This window comes from Olleya marilimosa CAM030 (assembly GCF_000518485.1).
GTDB classification, from domain to species: domain Bacteria; phylum Bacteroidota; class Bacteroidia; order Flavobacteriales; family Flavobacteriaceae; genus Olleya; species Olleya marilimosa.
Genome location: NZ_JADR01000005.1, coordinates 190,432 through 208,602, shown reverse-complemented (window position 1 = coordinate 208,602; position 18,171 = coordinate 190,432). Strand labels below are relative to the sequence as shown.

At 29.1% G+C, this 18,171-nt stretch carries 16 protein-coding genes; 1 reads left to right on the top strand and 15 read right to left on the bottom strand.

Features of this window, described 5'->3' with window-relative positions; all coding sequences use genetic code 11:
• Window positions 1–11: 11 nt before the first annotated feature.
• The 15 genes from M890_RS0106905 to M890_RS0106830 form a co-directional block, all read right to left on the bottom strand.
• Window positions 12–980: a glycosyltransferase family 10 domain-containing protein gene (locus tag M890_RS0106905; RefSeq protein ID WP_028282830.1), complete on the bottom strand. Its 969-nt coding sequence runs from the start codon at window positions 978–980 to the stop codon at window positions 12–14.
• A 22-nt stretch (window positions 981–1,002) separates the two neighbouring features.
• Window positions 1,003–1,881, bottom strand: coding sequence for a glycosyltransferase family 2 protein (locus M890_RS0106900; protein WP_028282829.1), 879 nt, complete (start codon window positions 1,879–1,881; stop codon window positions 1,003–1,005).
• An 8-nt stretch (window positions 1,882–1,889) separates the two neighbouring features.
• Complete coding sequence (locus M890_RS0106895) at window positions 1,890–3,032, bottom strand: glycosyltransferase (RefSeq protein WP_028282828.1); 1,143 nt, start codon at window positions 3,030–3,032, stop codon at window positions 1,890–1,892.
• Entirely contained in the window at window positions 3,029–4,228 is a 1,200-nt protein-coding gene (locus M890_RS0106890) for a glycosyltransferase family 4 protein (RefSeq protein WP_028282827.1), read from the bottom strand. Before M890_RS0106890 ends, M890_RS0106895 begins: the two co-directional genes overlap by 4 nt.
• Complete coding sequence (locus M890_RS15885) at window positions 4,221–5,006, bottom strand: glycosyltransferase (RefSeq protein ID WP_051437473.1); 786 nt, start codon at window positions 5,004–5,006, stop codon at window positions 4,221–4,223. Before M890_RS15885 ends, M890_RS0106890 begins: the two co-directional genes overlap by 8 nt.
• Complete coding sequence (locus M890_RS15880) at window positions 5,006–5,674, bottom strand: FkbM family methyltransferase (protein WP_051437472.1); 669 nt, start codon at window positions 5,672–5,674, stop codon at window positions 5,006–5,008. Before M890_RS15880 ends, M890_RS15885 begins: the two co-directional genes overlap by 1 nt.
• A 459-nt stretch (window positions 5,675–6,133) precedes the next feature.
• Window positions 6,134–7,171: a glycosyltransferase family protein gene (locus tag M890_RS0106870; protein WP_028282825.1), complete on the bottom strand. Its 1,038-nt coding sequence runs from the start codon at window positions 7,169–7,171 to the stop codon at window positions 6,134–6,136.
• A 3-nt stretch (window positions 7,172–7,174) separates the two neighbouring features.
• On the bottom strand, window positions 7,175–8,104 hold the full coding sequence (locus M890_RS15875; RefSeq protein ID WP_051437471.1) for an NAD-dependent epimerase/dehydratase family protein: 930 nt from the start codon (window positions 8,102–8,104) through the stop codon (window positions 7,175–7,177).
• A gap of 4 nt (window positions 8,105–8,108) precedes the next feature.
• Complete coding sequence (locus M890_RS0106860) at window positions 8,109–8,954, bottom strand: glycosyltransferase family 2 protein (protein ID WP_028282824.1); 846 nt, start codon at window positions 8,952–8,954, stop codon at window positions 8,109–8,111.
• Window positions 8,955–9,767, bottom strand: a complete 813-nt coding sequence (locus M890_RS0106855) for a hypothetical protein (protein ID WP_028282823.1) — start codon at window positions 9,765–9,767, stop codon at window positions 8,955–8,957.
• 3 nt (window positions 9,768–9,770) lie between these two features.
• The gene (locus M890_RS0106850; protein ID WP_028282822.1) at window positions 9,771–10,490 is read right to left on the bottom strand and encodes a hypothetical protein; all 720 of its coding nucleotides are present in this window, start codon (window positions 10,488–10,490) and stop codon (window positions 9,771–9,773) included.
• Window positions 10,491–11,768 carry an ABC transporter ATP-binding protein gene (locus M890_RS15870; RefSeq protein WP_036597250.1) on the bottom strand — a complete coding sequence of 426 codons (1,278 nt, stop codon included), beginning with the start codon at window positions 11,766–11,768 and terminating at the stop codon, window positions 10,491–10,493.
• 1 nt (window position 11,769) lies between these two features.
• Window positions 11,770–12,648, bottom strand: coding sequence for an ABC transporter permease (locus M890_RS0106840; RefSeq protein ID WP_028282821.1), 879 nt, complete (start codon window positions 12,646–12,648; stop codon window positions 11,770–11,772).
• Between the two features lie 17 nt (window positions 12,649–12,665).
• A complete protein-coding gene (locus M890_RS0106835; RefSeq protein ID WP_028282820.1) occupies window positions 12,666–15,128 on the bottom strand; it encodes an exopolysaccharide transport family protein in 2,463 nt (820 codons plus the stop codon).
• A gap of 3 nt (window positions 15,129–15,131) precedes the next feature.
• Window positions 15,132–15,929 carry a polysaccharide biosynthesis/export family protein gene (locus tag M890_RS0106830; RefSeq protein ID WP_028282819.1) on the bottom strand — a complete coding sequence of 266 codons (798 nt, stop codon included), beginning with the start codon at window positions 15,927–15,929 and terminating at the stop codon, window positions 15,132–15,134.
• A 215-nt stretch (window positions 15,930–16,144) separates the two neighbouring features.
• Between M890_RS0106830 and M890_RS0106825 the strand changes: the two genes are divergently transcribed.
• Window positions 16,145–18,013, top strand: coding sequence for an ABC-F family ATP-binding cassette domain-containing protein (locus tag M890_RS0106825; RefSeq protein WP_028282818.1), 1,869 nt, complete (start codon window positions 16,145–16,147; stop codon window positions 18,011–18,013).
• The last annotated feature ends 158 nt before the right edge of the window (window positions 18,014–18,171 follow it).

Genomic DNA, 18,171 nt, shown 5'->3' with positions numbered 1-18,171 from the left:
TCCTGATTTGTTTATAGTTTAATCTTATTTTTTATTTTTCTAATTATTCTAGTAACCTCAATACTTTTTGGATAATTATCAAAATAGTCATTCCCGCCTTTAATGGATATTATTTTTTTCTTTTCATTAGATTTAATACCTTCTCTAGATACAATTGCGTTAATTTGATTGCTAATAAAAGGAAAAATTTGATACTTATCTAACACTAAAGTTCTAGCAGCTTTAAGCGCTTCAATTTTTTGGTTATAATTATTTGAGTGTACTATCTCTTTTAAAAATTGTTTAATATGTTTATCCTTTGGATCAATTTGAATTATTGCTTCTTTTGGAAAATAATCTTCTATCCTATCACAACCAAAATACAAAGGCACTGTATAACTTAAAAAACAGTCCGATATTTTTTCTGTCCAATTAAATGGGTTTTTAAAATTCTCATAAGCAATAGCATATTTAGCGTTCCTCATGACATCCCATTTACTATCTACTTCTTTAATTCCTCTTCCGTATAGCTCGATAAATGATAAATCTGAAATACTATCCAAAAAATCCATTCTTTTATTATGCTGAATAGAAGCACGTTGATTACTTGTAACCCAAACAATTTTATCTTCTTTTTTTAGACTTTCCGGTTTTAATTTTTTAAAATAGTTATAATCTTTATCCAAATGCCAAGGTAGCGCTGGTTGAGATTTTATGTATTTACCTCCTTCTTGTATTTGATTATACACAACTGAAGATTGCTTGTTAGCAAATTGCCTGTATTTTGATATTTCATTAGCGGGCTCTAAACATATATGTAGGATATGATTTGGGTTTACCTTAACAGTAACATCAGACTTTGGATAATCTAAAATTACTAAAAAATCACATTCGTCAACATCTTCCTCCGTAAACGTAATATTATTCCACTTAAAAGACTGATTTGGAGTTTGTCTTTTTATATCTGGATAGGGATAATATCTGCAAATTTTAACTAACATATAATGTTTAAAATGTTTATAATTAATAGTTTAATCCTTTTAAGCGCTGCTTTTTCTCAATAGTTTCTTGTTTGACGGGTTGCCTAAATTTTAAAATTTTAAATAGATTAATAATCACTTTAAAAACAACTGTTATAAATGATTTAAAATATCTTATATCTGTTAAGGCATACTTTTTAAAATTGTGTAACAAAGTTTTTAAAACCTTTTTAATTGGCTTTGGATAATACACTAAATAATAACGTATAGCGTTATTTAACTGACGTTCAAATCTAAAATAATTTCGTCCTTGAAGCTTTCGTTTTTCTATATCTATACGATGATTTACTATAATTCTTGGATCATAAATTATTTGATAACCCAAATCCAAAACCTCTAAAGCTAATGCAGGCTCTTCGCCATAAATATCTATCCAAACCGGAAAACCGTTTGTAGCAGTATAGACCTCTTTTTTAATAGCAAAGCCACAACCAATAAAATCATTAGTATAATAAGATTCTATTGATTTAGACTGCTGCAATGCTTCTTCATCTGAAATAAATACACCACGCACTTCCTGAAATGCAATAATACCAATATTGTTATTTGTGCTAAATCTAGCTTGAATAGTGCTAATAAAATTTTGACTTAAAGGGTGTGCATCGTCATCTAAACCAACAAACAAATCTCCTTGTGCTTTTTTATATAATATATGTCTAGCAGGCGAAGCACTAATGCTTTTTTTAGACACTGCCCAATTAACCCAGTCAAAATCAATTGTAATAGTTTCGGTTTTTGAACAACCATCAATAAATACCAACACTTCATGAATAGAAAAATCCATTATAGATTTCAGCTTCTTTAAAGTTAAAGCTAAATCTTCGGGTCTGTTTTTTGTGACTATTAAAAATGAAATCTGCATCCTTTAATTTAATTGTTTTTTAGCTTTTGGTAAAGTTGAACAATTGTTGGTTGCAATATACTACGTTTGTAATTTTCATTAATAAAATTAATATTATATTCTTGAGCCTTTGCCCTTAAAATTTCATCTTGCAAAGCTTGTTCTATCAAGGTTGCTATAGCTCTAAAATCTAATGGGTTATGGATTAAAAAACCATTGACGCCATCAGTAATCACTTCTTCTGTTGCGCCTCCAGGATTTGATTGAATGGGAAATGCTCCCATTGCCATAGCTTCTAAAAGCGCATTAGGCATACCATCGGAAAGGTTATTTCCTAAATGTAAAACACTACTACCCATTATTTTTAATAACTTTTTATTGTCTAGTCTTTGGTGTCTTGGGTATATTGTATAATCTAACAATTTAAAAACATCTGATTGCTTGATATAATCTATAACCTCAACATCTGCACTATAACAATGTATAGTCAGGTTTTTAAGTAAATTAACAGCTACAATTTCTAAAGCTTTTACAATTTGAATAGCTTCTCCAACATCATATTGATAGCCTTTAAAGATTATATTTTTTCTTTGATTTGTTTTTTTTATGTGCTCCGCATTAATAGCTAATCCTCCATTACCAGGTAAGACGTAAAAAGGACTACGGTACCCTAAGCTTTGTATTATGCCAACATCCCTTTTACAATCTGATATTAACAAATCAATACGCTTAATAAACGTGTTAACTTTTTTGGGATTTACACCATGTTGTTTATAATAAAACACATCGCTTCCCCATGAAGAATAAATTAAGGGTATTTTATTTTGTGACATTACAGGTAAAATAGACAAACCTGATAATTTCATTTCAAAACAATGGACTATATCTGGTTGAATTTGTTCTAATACCTTTTTAAAAGCATTAGTAACATCCGTTTCATTTACTTTTTGAATCTTGCTATATAACTTAGGTAACTTTTTTTTTACTTGAGTCCTAAACGGAAAATCCCATTTTAATTTCCATCCTTTTATTTGAGTAACCCACTCTATTTTTGAAGATTTAGGTCCTCCATCAGTGATATCAAACCAATACACCTCATAGCCAGCATCTTTCAATTGGTTAACCCACTGAAAAAAATGATGGTTTGGAATGGCGACCATTAATAACTTCATGGCTTTTTTCTAAATAAAACTTGATAAGAAGTGTTAAATTTATCAATATTAAAATTATCTAATGCATAATTGTTAGCGTTAGTTGATATTATTTTTAAATATTGTTCATTTTCTATCAAATAGGAAATGTTTTCAACAAACCTCTCAACTATGGATGCTTTATGTTCTGAAGAAATTAACAATCCATTTTTCATGTGATTAATATGTTGGCTAATACCGCCAACATTTGTAGCTATTGGTATGGTACCAAATATCATAGACTCCATAATTACCATAGGAAATCCCTCATATACTGAGGTTATAACTACTGCTGTTAAACTTTTATACAACTCATCCAATTTTTTAGGATCTGTAATTTCGCCTAAAAAAGAGACTCCAGAATTATCAATTTTTGATAGATTAGATTTCATACCTGTTCCAGCCATAACAAACTCAACCTTAGGGTATTTATGAGTAATTTGTTTAGCAACGTCTAAAAAAATCTCTGGTCTTTTTTCAGCAGACCATCTACCAATAAAACCAAATTTTAAAATTCGGTTGTTATCTTTCTTATAGCTTAATCCTTTATTAACATCTACACCATTTTGTATTATTACTAATTTATCACTTAATTTTTTACTTAATTTATTATTGTTATAAATTGAAATTAAATCTTCTTTAGCTTTAGTATTAATACAAATTCGAGAATCGATAAATTGACAGCTGTTTACAAACTGTAATTCTCTTGGATCATTTTCGCTTAACGCATGTATTAAATCAACTTTATAAATATCTGATTTAATTTTAGGCAATAATTGATAAAAATAATCTGTATTAGAACCAAATACAGAATGTATTGATTTACTTTTATTAATAGTTTTTAAAATTTTATTTTCTAAAAACTTATTAAGAACCGCAGATTTTTTATTTTTAATATTATTAATTTCTACAATATTTGCGTGAGTTTTAAAAGCACTGTGATAATTTTTGGTTGCTGACAAATGGGTAAAAATAATATAGATATTTTGTTTCTCTAGAGCTTTAACAATATTCAAATGCACTTTTTCAGCACCACCTGTATGATAATAGGGGAAGAAAAAAACCAAATCTGCATTTTTAATTTTTTTAGTTTCAACAAGTCTGAAATAGTAAAAATTATAAATTCCAATAAAAAAAAGAACTTTCCTTTTTAGATTTTGTTTGATGTTTTTAATCATAGTTTTTTTTTAAATGATTAAAAATTCTTTTAAAATAGTATTTATTAAAATCCCTTGAGACAAATAAAGTTCTTAAAACCTTAGTCATAGCCTTACCGAAGCGTTTTTGATTTAAATAATCAAATTCGTTATAGTCAACCCACGAGGCATTCCACAAATGAATAGCAACTGTATCTTCTGTTGCGTATGACAAATGGTTTTTAATATTACTTTTTTCTTTATTCGGAAAAGGATAAAAATAATTTTGTGGATAAATCACAACGTCATCAAACGAGGTTATGTCATTTATTTTTACAGAAAAAATTTTATTAATTGTTTTAATATGTGATGTAATCAATAAGGGTATTGCTAAATTATTAAAATCTAAATCTTGATTTAAATCTAAATTGTCATAGCTTTTTAACAAATCAAATATTAGCTTATTCTTTTTTACACTGCCTATTATTCCAGCACTAATAATAGTCTCTTCTTCTGCTCCAAAAAAGCACTTATGCTTTAAAAAAGGGTCTAATGATTTTACTAACACCATATCTGTATCTAGATAAACTCCTCCATAATTAAACAAAACATGTAATCTTATATAGTCCGCAACAAAAGCCCATTTATTGGCCTTAAGCGCATGTAAAATAAAAGGATGTGTCAAATCACAGTTCGATTCATTCCACTCAATAATTTCATAGTCTGGGCAAAAGATCTTCCAACTACTAATGCAGTTTTCGATAAGTTTTGTTTTTTTTGAATTACCAAACCAACAATAATGTATGACTTTATTAATCATTAGTACAGTTTGATCAAATTTAAATTAACAGCAATAGAATCTCCACCTTCATCAAAAACATAATAACCTTGTCTTTTTAATAATAAAAAAGCAACATGCTTGTCATTATTACTAAGGTTTACTGATTCAAATTTCAAAACAACAGGTTTAATAATATTAAAATCTATCATTTTTAAAACTTCAAAATCAAAACCTTCAGTATCAATCTGAAAATAATCAAGATTATTAAAATTTAAATCATTATTATTTAAAACATTTATTAGACTATCTGCTTTAACCTTTTCCACTATCATGTGTTCAGTGTTTATATTGGTCTTTTTGTGATGATTAGGATCTAATGATGCAATACCCTTTACCCATGAAGGATATTCATTTTGAAACATTGGATTAATTTTATAGATATTAGCCTCTTTAAGCGTTGGATGTATAGCTACATTAATTGGAATAATATTTTTATTAAAGGCATAATTCTTTTTTAACTCAATGAAATATGATGTAATAGGCTCTAATACTACACCTATTGATTTCCGTTTTGACACAAAATCAAATAGAAAATCAAAGCTCACTCCATCATTAGCTCCAACCTGAACAAAACTAAAATCAGCTGAAGATTTAAAGTTATTCTCTAAAATATTTCTAGAGGACAATAAAATTGAATTCTTCCCCATTCTCTTTCTTAATTTATTCCTTACCCTGAGGTAATTTAAAAAAATTTTATTTTTAAACTTTGACATATAAATTCAATTTAAATTATTATTTATATCGTAACTCTCTTTTCTCAACTAAAAACCAAGACAAATATTCAAACACTATTGAAAGCAATAATGCGTAAACAGATAAATTTATAGTTTTCAATTTAAAAATCCACATTAAAAGTTGCTGAATAAAAAAGCTGTATATACCATATGACACATCCCCAAGAATACCAAAATCCTTGACTACTTTTAACGCTGTGTATCCCAAGACAATAATGAACATGGAGAATACAACATGTATTATAGCATTAAAAAAGTTAAAATAAAGTACTAAAATGATGATTAAAATTTAGCCGAAAACCAATGACTTACTTTTATATTTTTCAAATTTAAAAACACAAACAAACTACCAACTATAAAAAATTGTTTTTACTACTTAAGATCAACATAATTATCTACTTGAGCCTTAGTTAATCCTTTTAGTTTTAACATATACCTTAATATAGGTCTAAACTTTATCACATTCTTAAAAATCTTATGAGCTAAAATATACTTAATTGTATTTTTCTTTAAAGTTTTTAAGGACGAGTAATCAATGTATTTTTGTTCTCTTGCTTTTAAAGCATCAAAGTTGTCTTGCATCCAAGGTTCAAATACATTCCCTAAATGGTAAGCATTATTTGTATACGTTGACAAACGATAACCATCCACTAACACTACTGGCTTATCCATGTATAAAAACTCGCTATCTCCATCTATTAAATAAGCACTATTGTCTTCTGGAAGCGCTTTAAATACTTCTGACTTATAGGTAGCAACAAAATGAGAACAGCCTAAAACTGCTACAGTATTGTCTTTTGCTGTTAATGTACCAATGCTATCACCAAATTCTTCTGGCAAGTGAGTCCAACCTATACTTTTTACAAAATTCTCTAAGGCATCAACATCTTTAACTGCTCTAAATTTTAATTTATTTGAAAACAAATACTTACTCCAAATATTGGCTGTTAAATCTAGATGCTTTCTGTAAAGTGGGACTGGACAAACTGCTCCTGCTTTTGGAAAAGATTTAAAAACAGAAACAACCTCATCCTCCCATTGATCTAAAAATAATACGTCTGCATCTGTTATGGTTACTAAACGCTCTTCAACTGTACGTAAAGCTTTTAAAAGGCTATTAATTTTTCCTATGCCTTCCTTTTCTATGATAAGCTCATCAATATCTTGGTCTTTGTATAATTGCAAAAGTCTTTGATTAACCTCAAAAGAACATTTATTACTAATAATAGAGACTTTTAATTTTGAACTGGCTGTTTTTAAAACTGAAAATAGACAAAGTTCAAAAATTTTATAGGCATCTTTAAAGTAATCATTTTCATGTGGAATGTGTAAGGGTATTATTATCCTATGATCACATGGTGCTTTAACGACTAACTTACCACCTTTGGTAGGGTTATATCCTTTACGCATATATTATAAATTACTGTAATGTTTAACTAGTTTTAAAACACCTTCTTCTAACGACATCAAATCTTTACCTAAAACTTTTTTCATTTTTGACGTATCTGGACAACGTCTTGCCATATCTCCTTCTTCTAATGCTGGTAAATGAACAATATTACTTTTTGAATTGGTTAACTTAATAATGGTTTGAGCAAGTGACAAAATGGTTTGTTCTAAGTCACTACCAACATTTAAAACCTCATTGATACAAGACTTATCTGTAATTGCTTTTATACAGGTTTCAACATTGTCGTCAACATAGCAAAACGATCGTGTTTGCAAGCCATCTCCATAGATATTAATGTCTTTATCTTGCAATGCTAATTTTAAAAAACGTGGTAGTACAAAATCTTCACTTTGATTTGGCCCATAAGTATTAAAAAACCTAAAAATGGTATACTCTAATCCATATTCTTGATAGTAAGATTTAAAAAAAGCTTCGCCAACATTTTTGACGATAGCATAGGGTAATCTAGAATTTAATGGCGTTGTATTCTCGTTTTGAGGGATTTCAAAAGGCTCTCCATAAACTTCAGATGAACTTGAATAAAAGACACGTTTTACTCCAGAATTTTTTGATAGTGATAGCACATTTTTAATACCTTCAATATCCTCAAGCACACTCATAGGGTTTTCTAGGGTTCGCTTAACACCAACCATTGCTGCATAATGAAATACATAATCAAAATCATAACGTGCAAAAATTGGAGCAATGTCATTATAATTATTAACATTAGCTTTTATAAATTTTACATTATCTAGTTTTGGAACTTTATTAAGGCTTCCTGTAGATAAATTATCAACAATTATAATTGTATTTGATTTATCGCTAGCCAAATGTTTTGCTAGTGTACTACCTACATTTCCTGCTCCTCCTGTTATTAAATATGTTATTTTCAATTATTTAATATTTAGTTGTTAAAATAAATCTGCTAAAAAAACCCAAACCTATTGATTTTAATAGCTTAATTGCATATAGCTTGACTTTAATCGAACGTCTAGAACCCCATTTTTTATGATAAGAAATGACACCCTCTACCATCTTTTTATCCTTTAAAATCCAAGTCCAATTTTCATTTATTAAATACTTTGGTGTATCTGATGGTAATTCACTATAATTTATATTGTTTTCTTGGTTATATGAAACACTTTCTAAATGATTTACCTTAGCATTAGTCACTAAGGCATGTTTTATGTTATATTTTTGTAATTGCATCGCATAATCAAAATCTGCGTAATAAAAATTAAATTTTTCATCTAACTTCTTTATTTTATTTATAACATTTTTGTGCATAATTATACACCAACCCGTTAAGTGCTTTTGAATTTGGTACCCTAAAATAAACGAATTACTCTTTATACTTTCCATTGGTAATTTATTAGATTTTTGATCATAAGGAGAAAATGATTGTATTTTAGGATTATTAAAAGCTACATTTTGTAAATTTGCCAACCATTCTTTTGTGTATTTTACGTCATTATTACTTAAAATATAATAATTACCAGATGCCTCTTTTATTCCAATATTCAAAAATTTATGAAAATTAAAATCTGCTTTTGGTGTTATAATTTTCAAATTTTGAATTGAGTAAACATAATTTGCTTTTTCATTACTTTCTATCAGTATGATTTCAAAAGTACTATCTATATATTCTATACTTTTAATAAAGGTGTTAAAACAGTCTTCATTCATTTTAAAAATAAATTCAGAATCTGTTTTGGCAAGTACTATTAAAGAATATTCTACCATTTACTTTTTTAACAGTTTTTGTATGGCATTATCCATTTTATCTGAATCTGACCTAAATTTATTTCTCCCTTTTAAACCATCAATATATATGTTTGGTAAATGATGTATTAGATTGTCTTCAAACTCTGAAATACAAATTAGTTTTTTCATACCACCATAATCGTAGACATCTGTGTTAACTTTACATTTTACACTATAATTATTGGGATGTTTTAATGGTAATTTTAGTATTTTTTTTATTTTATTTAATAATTTATCTATAAAACTTAGAGGTAAATCTTTTACTAATTTATTAAAATCAAAACGCTTTCCAATAGTTAATAATTGTTGTTTAGTTAAAATAAAACCTGCTTGATGTGTATTAGTAAAATGTGCGAATTTTTTTCCATCGTAATTCTCTACTGAGTCATACCTCCAATCAAATTGAAGATGATATCCAGGATAATAACGTCCAGTTTCATTTTCTTCAAACTGAATCAACCCTGTAATTCTATTTTTTGGAAGTATTTTGACGTATTCTAAATGCTTATCTATATGTTTTTCAAGAAACATATGGTCGTTCTCTCCAAAAATAAAAACATCAAAATCGTTTTTGTTTTCCCAAATAATTTTTCTACAGGTTAGTGGTAATAATTGATAGTCCTCTAATTCTACAACATTAACTTTATCTACACCTTGAATATTTAATGGTATATTTGATTGAACAATAATTGTTACTTTGTAGTTTTTAAAACTTTTTAGTTCTGATACAACTTGTTCTAGATAATTCAATTGCTCATCTCCATAGTTAACTAATACAGCAAGTATATCCATATCTTAAAATGTAGTTGAATATTTATACTTATTAGAAACAATTAGGCTCACTGTTTTGACTCCTGAATATTTAGCTTTAAAGAAAATAATCTCTTTTTCTTTAAAAATCATTTCTAATGCCTCAAAAGTATCCTGTTCTCCTTTTCTTTGACAATCATCTATCAAAATTACAAACTCGCTTTCTTTTGTGAATTTTTCTGCCAAATAGCATATGTCAAATCTTGAGAATCGTTCACTACCATGAGGTCCATCTACAATATATAATTCTGCTTGAAAATCTATTTGATTTTTTAAGTCTTTGTAAGTATTGACACTAAATCCATTAATCTCTTTCCTTTCTATAGGACAATGTATAAGACTCGTATTATTAGTTAATTGAAAATTAGATTGAAAATGAATTTTCCAATCCATATTTTGCTCAATAACCACATATTTGCAATCATAATCTAAACCTTTAATACAAGATGAAATAAACTTAGTAGATTCACCTAAACCAAATTCAATAATTGTTTTTGGTTTAAAATCATGCATTATTCTATTCAAAACATAAAAAAAAGCATAGTTACCTGCCCATCTACCGATATTCAAACTCAGATTTTCTAAATACGATTTACCTCTGATACTATCATGGTATACGTTTGCCCAATCTAACTCTTTAAGCCAATCCTTTACAGTATAATCTTGTACCTCTTGTTTAATGTTCTTTCTTTTAAAAAAATTCATTTAACTATGTTTTATTGAATAATCAAGCAAAATTTTACCTTGATTGTTAGGTACTTTTGCATCTGACTCATAATATTTTCCGTCTAAAATTTCAAAATCAAAAGCATTTTGTATCCAATCGGATACTTCTCCTTTACATTCCAAATATGTTGTCACATAATATATTCCTTTCTGTAGATTAAGCTTTTCTAATTCGAAACTAATTGTTTTTACAACATTGTTTTTTGATTTAACATCAAAGGGAATAACCGATGTACTGAGCCAAGCATATTTTTGACCTAAACTATCATCTATTCTAATATCTAATCTCACATCACAAACTTTAACATTAGTATTGTTAGAAATGTCAAAACTTATAGAAAATGGAAGACCAACTGTACCATGGAAATCATTTCCTATGCTCTTAGTTTTTACAGAAGTAATTTTAATAACTCCATTACCTTTTCTTTCTAAACTTTCAAAATCTTCTTTTTCTTTTCTCATCTGACTAAGGTATAGGTTGATAATATTATCAACGCTACCTGTAGACCTTATTCTTCCTTTTTCTACTAAAATTGCTCTAGTACATAAATTTTTAATTGCCGACATATTATGACTGACAAACAAAACTGTTCGTCCATCACCACGACTAATATCTTGCATTTTACCAATAGCCTTTTTCTGGAATTCGGCATCTCCTACAGCTAGCACTTCATCTATTACCAAAATCTCTGGTTCTAAAAAGGCTGCTACTGCAAACGCTAATCGTACAGTCATACCAGAGCTATAACGTTTAACTGGAGTATCTATATAACGCTGACAACCCGAAAACTCAATAATTTCGTCAATTTTAGACGAAATTTCTTTTTTAGTCATTCCTAAAATGGCACCATTTAAATACACGTTTTCACGTCCAGTCATTTCGCCATGAAATCCTGTTCCAACCTCTAATAAAGATGCTATACGTCCTTTAGTTTTAATCTCGCCTGTTGTTGGTCCTGTGACTTTTGATAAGATTTTAAGCAAGGTTGATTTTCCTGCTCCATTCTTACCTATAATCCCTAAGACTTCACCACGTTTAACTTCAAAATTAATATCCTGCAAAGCCCATACATATTCTGACTGTCCTTTAGTACTACGATCATTACTCTCGCCTACTTTTAAATAGGGATCTGCTTTACCTCGTACTTTATGCCACCATCTATTTAAATCGTGACTAATGGTTCCTGTACCGACTAATCCTAAACGGTATTGTTTAGAGATGTGTTCTGCTTTTAAAATAATGTCTTTTTCTTCCATATTACACAGTATCTATAAAAGACTTTTCGGTTTTATTAAATATAACTAATCCTATTAAAAACAAGATAACACTTATAACACCTGCATAAATAAAATTATTAAACGCAAAACTTCCAACGCCCAACGTCATCTGTCTAAATAACTCTATAATGGTTGTCATTGGGTTATAGGCTACTAACCATGAATATTCTGGTAATTTCTCTTTAAAATAGGATAAGGGATACATCACTGCAGAACCATACATTAACAACTGTACACCAAAACCTACCAAAAAGGTTAAATCACGATATTTAGTGGTCATTGAAGATATAATCATTCCTAGACCCAACCCTAATAAACCCATAAATAAAATTAGTATGGGTAATAGTATAATTGTTATTTGTGGTAAGGCATTACTGGCTGTATCTGTAAAAAACACAAAGTAGATATAAAACGAAATAAAGACTAATAGCTGAATTCCGAATTTTATAAGATTAGAAAACACGATAGATAAGGGTGTAATAACTCTAGGAAAGTACACCTTACCAAATATACCTTGATTAACCTTAAAGGTATCACTTGTTCCTGTTAAGCAAGAGCTAAAATAGTTCCAAGAGGTGATGCCTGCTAAATTAAATAAAAAGGAAGGAATCCCATTACCTGTAGGTATGGCAGCTAGATTATTAAATATTAGTGTAAAAATTACTGATGTAAATAAGGGTTGTATAAAATACCATAAAGGCCCTAATATGGTTTGTTTATATTGTGTGATGATATCGCGTTTTACAAATAAAAACAATAAATCACGATACCTCCATATCTCTTTAAAATTGAGATTTATAAGCTTTTTTTTGGGCGAAATGGTGTATAACCAATCTGATTTAATATGTTTACTCTCCAAATTTATTATTTTATTGCTTATTTAAATGGATTTAAAAATGCTATAATTTTTTTAGTAAAAGATGTATTCTTTTTTTCCTCCTCATGATACCCATTACCATAAGCACCATAACCGTAGCCATAGCCGTAACCATAACCGTAACCGTAACCATATGTTCCTTTTTGATCGTAATAATTATATAGAAAACTAATATTTTTAACCTCTCCTTTTTTATGTTTATCGGTTATCAAAGCTAGCATTTCTTTTTTGGTATAGTCTTGACGGACAACATACAAAGAGGCATCTACATAGTCTGTTAGCTCCAATGCATCAGCAACTAAGCCAACTGGTGGTGTATCCAATATAATATAGTCATAGACCTCTTTTAATTCAGCAATAAATTGGTCCATTTGCGAACCAATAAGTAATTCAGATGGATTAGGAGGAATAGGTCCAGAAGTTATAACATCAAGGTTTTCAACTTTAGTGTGTTGCACAACTTCTTGCAAAGATTTTTGCCCAATCAAATAATTTACTGCACCTGTAGTATTATCAATATCAAAATCTCCAAAAATCTTGGGTTTTCGCAAATCTAACCCAACTAATACAGTTTTCTTTCCGCTTAATGCAAATACAGTTGCAATATTAATGGAGCAAAAGGTTTTTCCTTCTCCACTGACGGAAGAGGTAACCATAACGGTTTTAGTACCATCTAAATCATGTTTTTTGTACATGAATTGCAAACTAGATCTAATGGCTCTAAAGGCTTCAGCTATCGCAGACTTAGGTTTATTGTAAACTGCTAAATTATTCTCAGAATCATTTTTACCTACAACTCCTAATAGTGGGATTTTAGCTAATTTTTCTAAATCATTGGGTGCATGAATTTTATTATCAAAAAAAGTAATTATAAAAGACAATAACAAAATAGGGATTAATGCAGCTAAAACTGCAAAAACATAGCGTATATTAAGGTTAACTGCATTACGTCCTTGTCCAACATCTTTAGCTGGTTCAATAAAAATAATATCAGAAATATTAGAAGCTTTAATTAAATCGGCTTCACCTCGTTTAGCTAAATATAAATTGTAAGTACTTTGACTTAATAAATATTCACGTTCAATAGCTTCTAATTTTTGTTGATTTTCAGGAAGAGTTGAAAATTCTTGTTCTGAACTATATATTCTAGAATTTAAGGATTGTAACTGAAAACCTATATTCGCTTTTACTGAAGCTATGTTTTCAATCATAACATTTTTAAGAGACTCTATTTGATTATTCAAATCATCAAATACAGACACATTATCCCTTACCGAAGTTTCTAAAGTAGACTTTTGCACAGACAATGCTACTATCTTAGAAATTCCTCCAATTATATTAGAATCGTCGATACCTTGTAGTGCTGGTGCAGGAAAACTAGTAAAATCAGAACTAGTTAAAAGGTAATTCTTTAATAAGTCGTATGACATTAAACTTTCATTTAAAAGCTCTTTTTGACTGTTGTAGTCTTCAATTTTACTTGATAAAATCTCGCTTTCTCCTTTAATATCAAATATTTTATTACTTCGTTTAAAATCGTTTAAAGAATCTGCTTTCCTGTTTAATTGCCCTTTAACACGAGCTAACTGTTTATCAATAAAGGCAACTGTATTAATTGCATATTGATTTTTTCGTTGTAGCTGGTCACGCTCTAAAATAAAAACTGAAGTATTGATATAGTCAACTATTTTAGCTTTATTTTTATTAGTTAATCTAACTGTTAATAAGGGTGAATTTTGCTGATTAGCAACCACATAACTATTTGAAAATTCAGATACAGTTGCATTAAAACTGTTGTATTGTATAAAAAATTCCTTGTTTTTTTTAATAGCTACATTCCCCCTTTTTACTAGACTCCCCTTTAAAAAAGGCAAGTCTATGTATTCTTCAAACTTATATATTTGAGAGAAAACTGGCGAAGACACTGGAAAAGATTTTATTTCTTTAGTATAAAAATTTTGAGCGATTACAGTTTCAGACTCTCCTAAATCATAAGATAACTTAAACGTATCAGCATCTAAAAACTCAAGTTTTATAGGATGTCCGATCAATTGATAAGCACTATCTAAACCTACAAATTTAAACTGGTGACTGCCATAAATATCTGTTTTGTAAAATCGACCTTGTTTTAGATAACTTAAATATAAATCTAAACTATCCACAACTTTTTCATGATGTTTTCTAGATTTTAAATTTAACAGGACCTCTTGTACTTTTCCAGATATTCCTCCATAGTTAAAAATCAAACTAGTATTGGAAGTAAACAAAGGATTCTTGTCATCTTGAACTGTAAGAGAAGCTTCTATTGTATAAGGAAACTCCCTTCTAATATTCTGTTGATAGACAACATATAAGCCAACAATTAAAGCCAACAAAAACCATTTCCAATAACTAATAGATCTAAAGATAAATGCTTTAAAATCAAAAATCTGATTATTATCTATCCCTTTTTGCTGTTCCATATTTTATAGATTTTTAGCTAAAAAATAAGTACTAACTAAAACTGAAAATATACTAGCTATAGTCGTTAATGTTTGTGTTGCAGTTTGACCACCACCTAAAGACTTTCGCTTTAATGGTTTGACCATAATAATGTCATTTGGCTGTATATAATAAAACTCAGATTTCATAGCAGCCATATCTGTCAAATCGATATGATGAATTTTCTGTCCTTGTGGATATTGTCTTAATATTAAAACATCTTTTCTATCACCTGTTTGAGTTATATCACCAGCGTTAGCAATAGCTTCAAGAATATTTACTCGATCTTGATACAAAACCTGTGTTCCTTTATTTTCTATCTCACCTAAAGTAGTATATTTTAAACCAGATAATTTAACGGTTACAAATATTTTAGCAGTCTCTTTTAAATATTTTTGTAAAATAACAGTTTTAATTTTTTCTTCAATTTCATCAGTTGTAAAACCTAATACATTTATTTCTCCTAAAATTGGAAATTCAATATTTCCATGTAAATCAACTGTAAACCCATTGTAATATAAAGATTGATCCGAGTTACCTATTTCATTTGTTGTAGGATTAAAGATTTGAACTAAATCAGAAACCTCTCTTTTTTCAGCTTTAACATTAACACTCAACAAATCATTAACCTGCACGCGATATGGTGATGCTAAAGCTTGTAATTGAAGAGAATCGTTTATTACAGTACCTTTATCTTGTAAGTAAACGACATCTTTTTGAGTTATACATGAGGTGCTTATAAGGCTAAGCACTATCACAAAACACATTACAATTTGCTTCATTTTAAAAAGGTTGTTAATTCACAAATATAACCTTTAGCACTGTAAAACAAAACAAGTAACTGGGTTTTTGAATTTTAATCTCAAAATTAAGCAATAACACAGGTTTATTTTTTAAAAAACTTTTTTAGCCTCCATATAATTAACCTACTAACTTTTCACTTTTAAAAATTCTACATTTCACTTATAATAACCATCTTTGCTAAAAATTACACACATTGAATTATTTAACAGTTGAAAACATAGCCAAATCTTATGGCGAATTAACATTATTTGAAGGGCTATCTTTTAGCGTCCATAAAGACCAAAAGATTGCTTTTGTAGCTAAAAACGGAACAGGAAAAACCTCTATCTTAAAAATGCTTGCTGGTTTTGACGTACCTGACACTGGTAACATAATTTACAGAAAGGATATTAAAGTAGCTTTTTTACCTCAAGAACCAATTCTAGACCCAGAATTAACCATTGAACAAACCATCTTTAATGCAGATAATCCTGTTTTAGATATTATAAAAAATTACGAAAAAGCATTACAAAACCCTGAAGACGAAGATGTGTATCAAAAAGCGTTTGAGCAAATGGATAGACACAATGCTTGGGATTTTGAAACACAATACAAACAAATACTTTTTAAATTAAAACTAGATAATCTAGACCAAAAAGTTAGCGTCTTGTCTGGAGGTCAAAAAAAACGCCTTAGCTTAGCGAATGCACTAATTAATAAGCCCGACTTATTAATTTTAGATGAACCTACCAACCATTTAGATCTAGAGATGATTGAATGGCTAGAAGCCTTTTTTGCTAAAGAAAACATCACTTTATTTATGGTAACTCACGACCGCTTTTTTCTTGAGCGTGTCTGTAACGAAATTATAGAGCTTGATCATGGCGAGCTATATAGTTACAAAGGAAACTACTCCTACTACCTTGAAAAAAAAGAAGAGCGTATTGCTAGAGAACAAGTAGAAACAGGAAAAGCAAAACAACTTTTTAAAAAAGAATTAGTATGGATGCGTCGCCAACCAAAAGCACGTACTACTAAATCTAAATCTAGAATTGACGATTTTACCGAAATTAAACACAAAGCCTCCCAACGCAGAAAAGATCATGTTGTCGAGTTAGAATTAAACATGGAACGCTTAGGAAGTAAAATTGTCGAACTTGTTAAACTATCTAAATCCTTTAAGGACAAAGTAATATTAGACAAATTTGATTACAACTTTCAACGTGGAGAACGCGTAGGGATTATTGGTAAAAACGGAACAGGAAAATCAACATTCCTAAATATGTTAACCCAAACAACTGCTCCTGATAGCGGAAAAATATTAATTGGAGAAACAGTTAAATTTGGATATTATACTCAAGCAGGTATTACACCAAAACCTAACCAAAAGGTTATTGATGTGGTTAGGGATTTTGGAGATTATATTCCCTTAAAAAAAGGACGTCAAATTAGTGCACAACAATTGTTAGAACGCTTTTTATTTGACAGAAAAAAACAATATGATTTTGTTGAAAAACTAAGTGGTGGTGAACGTAAACGCTTATACCTTTGTACCATTTTAATACAAAATCCCAATTTTTTAATTCTTGATGAACCTACTAATGACTTAGATATCGTTACGCTAAACGTTTTAGAAGACTTTTTATTAGATTTTCCTGGCTGTTTGATAGTCGTCTCTCACGACCGCTATTTTATGGACAAAATTGTGGATCACCTATTAGTGTTTAAAGGCGAAGGTGAAGTAGAAAACTTTCCAGGAAACTACACAGATTATCGCATATACGAAGACAGTAAAGCTCCTGAAAGTGACACTGACGCAGAGGACAAAAAAGAAAAGAAAAACTGGAAAAAAGACAGCAGCAAAGCAGCATTATCATACAACGAACAGAAAGAATTTAATAATTTAGAAAGTAAAATAAAATCTCTAGAGTTCGATAAAAAAGAGATTGAACAAAAGTTTTTAAATCCAGATTTAACGCAAGATCAAATCACAGAATTGTCTGCTAAAATCCAAAAAATCATGGATAGCATTGAGGAAAAAGAAATGCGTTGGTTAGAATTGTCAGAAAAAATGGAAGGATAAGTTAGACTGAAAAAGAACGATTAGTACTAAAACAAAAAAGTCTAGTCCCAAAATCAATTCATAGAATTGAACATTGAAATGCAGAAATAATGAACGAAGGAATAAAGTTACAAAGAGAAGCTTTAAGCACGTAATTCCGAGAGTGAATGAAACTTTAG

Excerpts from the sequence above, each read along its gene's own strand:
- M890_RS0106905 (WP_028282830.1), bottom strand. The coding sequence starts at position 980 with ATGTTAGTTAAAATTTGCAGATATTATCCCTATCCAGATATAAAAAGA.
- M890_RS15880 (WP_051437472.1), bottom strand. The coding sequence starts at position 5,674 with ATGGGGAAGAATTCAATTTTATTGTCCTCTAGAAATATTTTAGAGAAT.
- M890_RS0106835 (WP_028282820.1), bottom strand. The coding sequence starts at position 15,128 with ATGGAACAGCAAAAAGGGATAGATAATAATCAGATTTTTGATTTTAAA.
- M890_RS0106870 (WP_028282825.1), bottom strand. The coding sequence starts at position 7,171 with ATGCGTAAAGGATATAACCCTACCAAAGGTGGTAAGTTAGTCGTTAAA.
- M890_RS0106860 (WP_028282824.1), bottom strand. The coding sequence starts at position 8,954 with ATGGTAGAATATTCTTTAATAGTACTTGCCAAAACAGATTCTGAATTT.
- M890_RS0106895 (WP_028282828.1), bottom strand. The coding sequence starts at position 3,032 with ATGAAGTTATTAATGGTCGCCATTCCAAACCATCATTTTTTTCAGTGG.
- M890_RS15870 (WP_036597250.1), bottom strand. The coding sequence starts at position 11,768 with ATGGAAGAAAAAGACATTATTTTAAAAGCAGAACACATCTCTAAACAA.
- M890_RS0106850 (WP_028282822.1), bottom strand. The coding sequence starts at position 10,490 with ATGAATTTTTTTAAAAGAAAGAACATTAAACAAGAGGTACAAGATTAT.
- M890_RS0106890 (WP_028282827.1), bottom strand. The coding sequence starts at position 4,228 with ATGATTAAAAACATCAAACAAAATCTAAAAAGGAAAGTTCTTTTTTTT.
- M890_RS0106830 (WP_028282819.1), bottom strand. The coding sequence starts at position 15,929 with ATGAAGCAAATTGTAATGTGTTTTGTGATAGTGCTTAGCCTTATAAGC.
- M890_RS0106855 (WP_028282823.1), bottom strand. The coding sequence starts at position 9,767 with ATGGATATACTTGCTGTATTAGTTAACTATGGAGATGAGCAATTGAAT.
- M890_RS15885 (WP_051437473.1), bottom strand. The coding sequence starts at position 5,006 with ATGATTAATAAAGTCATACATTATTGTTGGTTTGGTAATTCAAAAAAA.
- M890_RS0106900 (WP_028282829.1), bottom strand. The coding sequence starts at position 1,881 with ATGCAGATTTCATTTTTAATAGTCACAAAAAACAGACCCGAAGATTTA.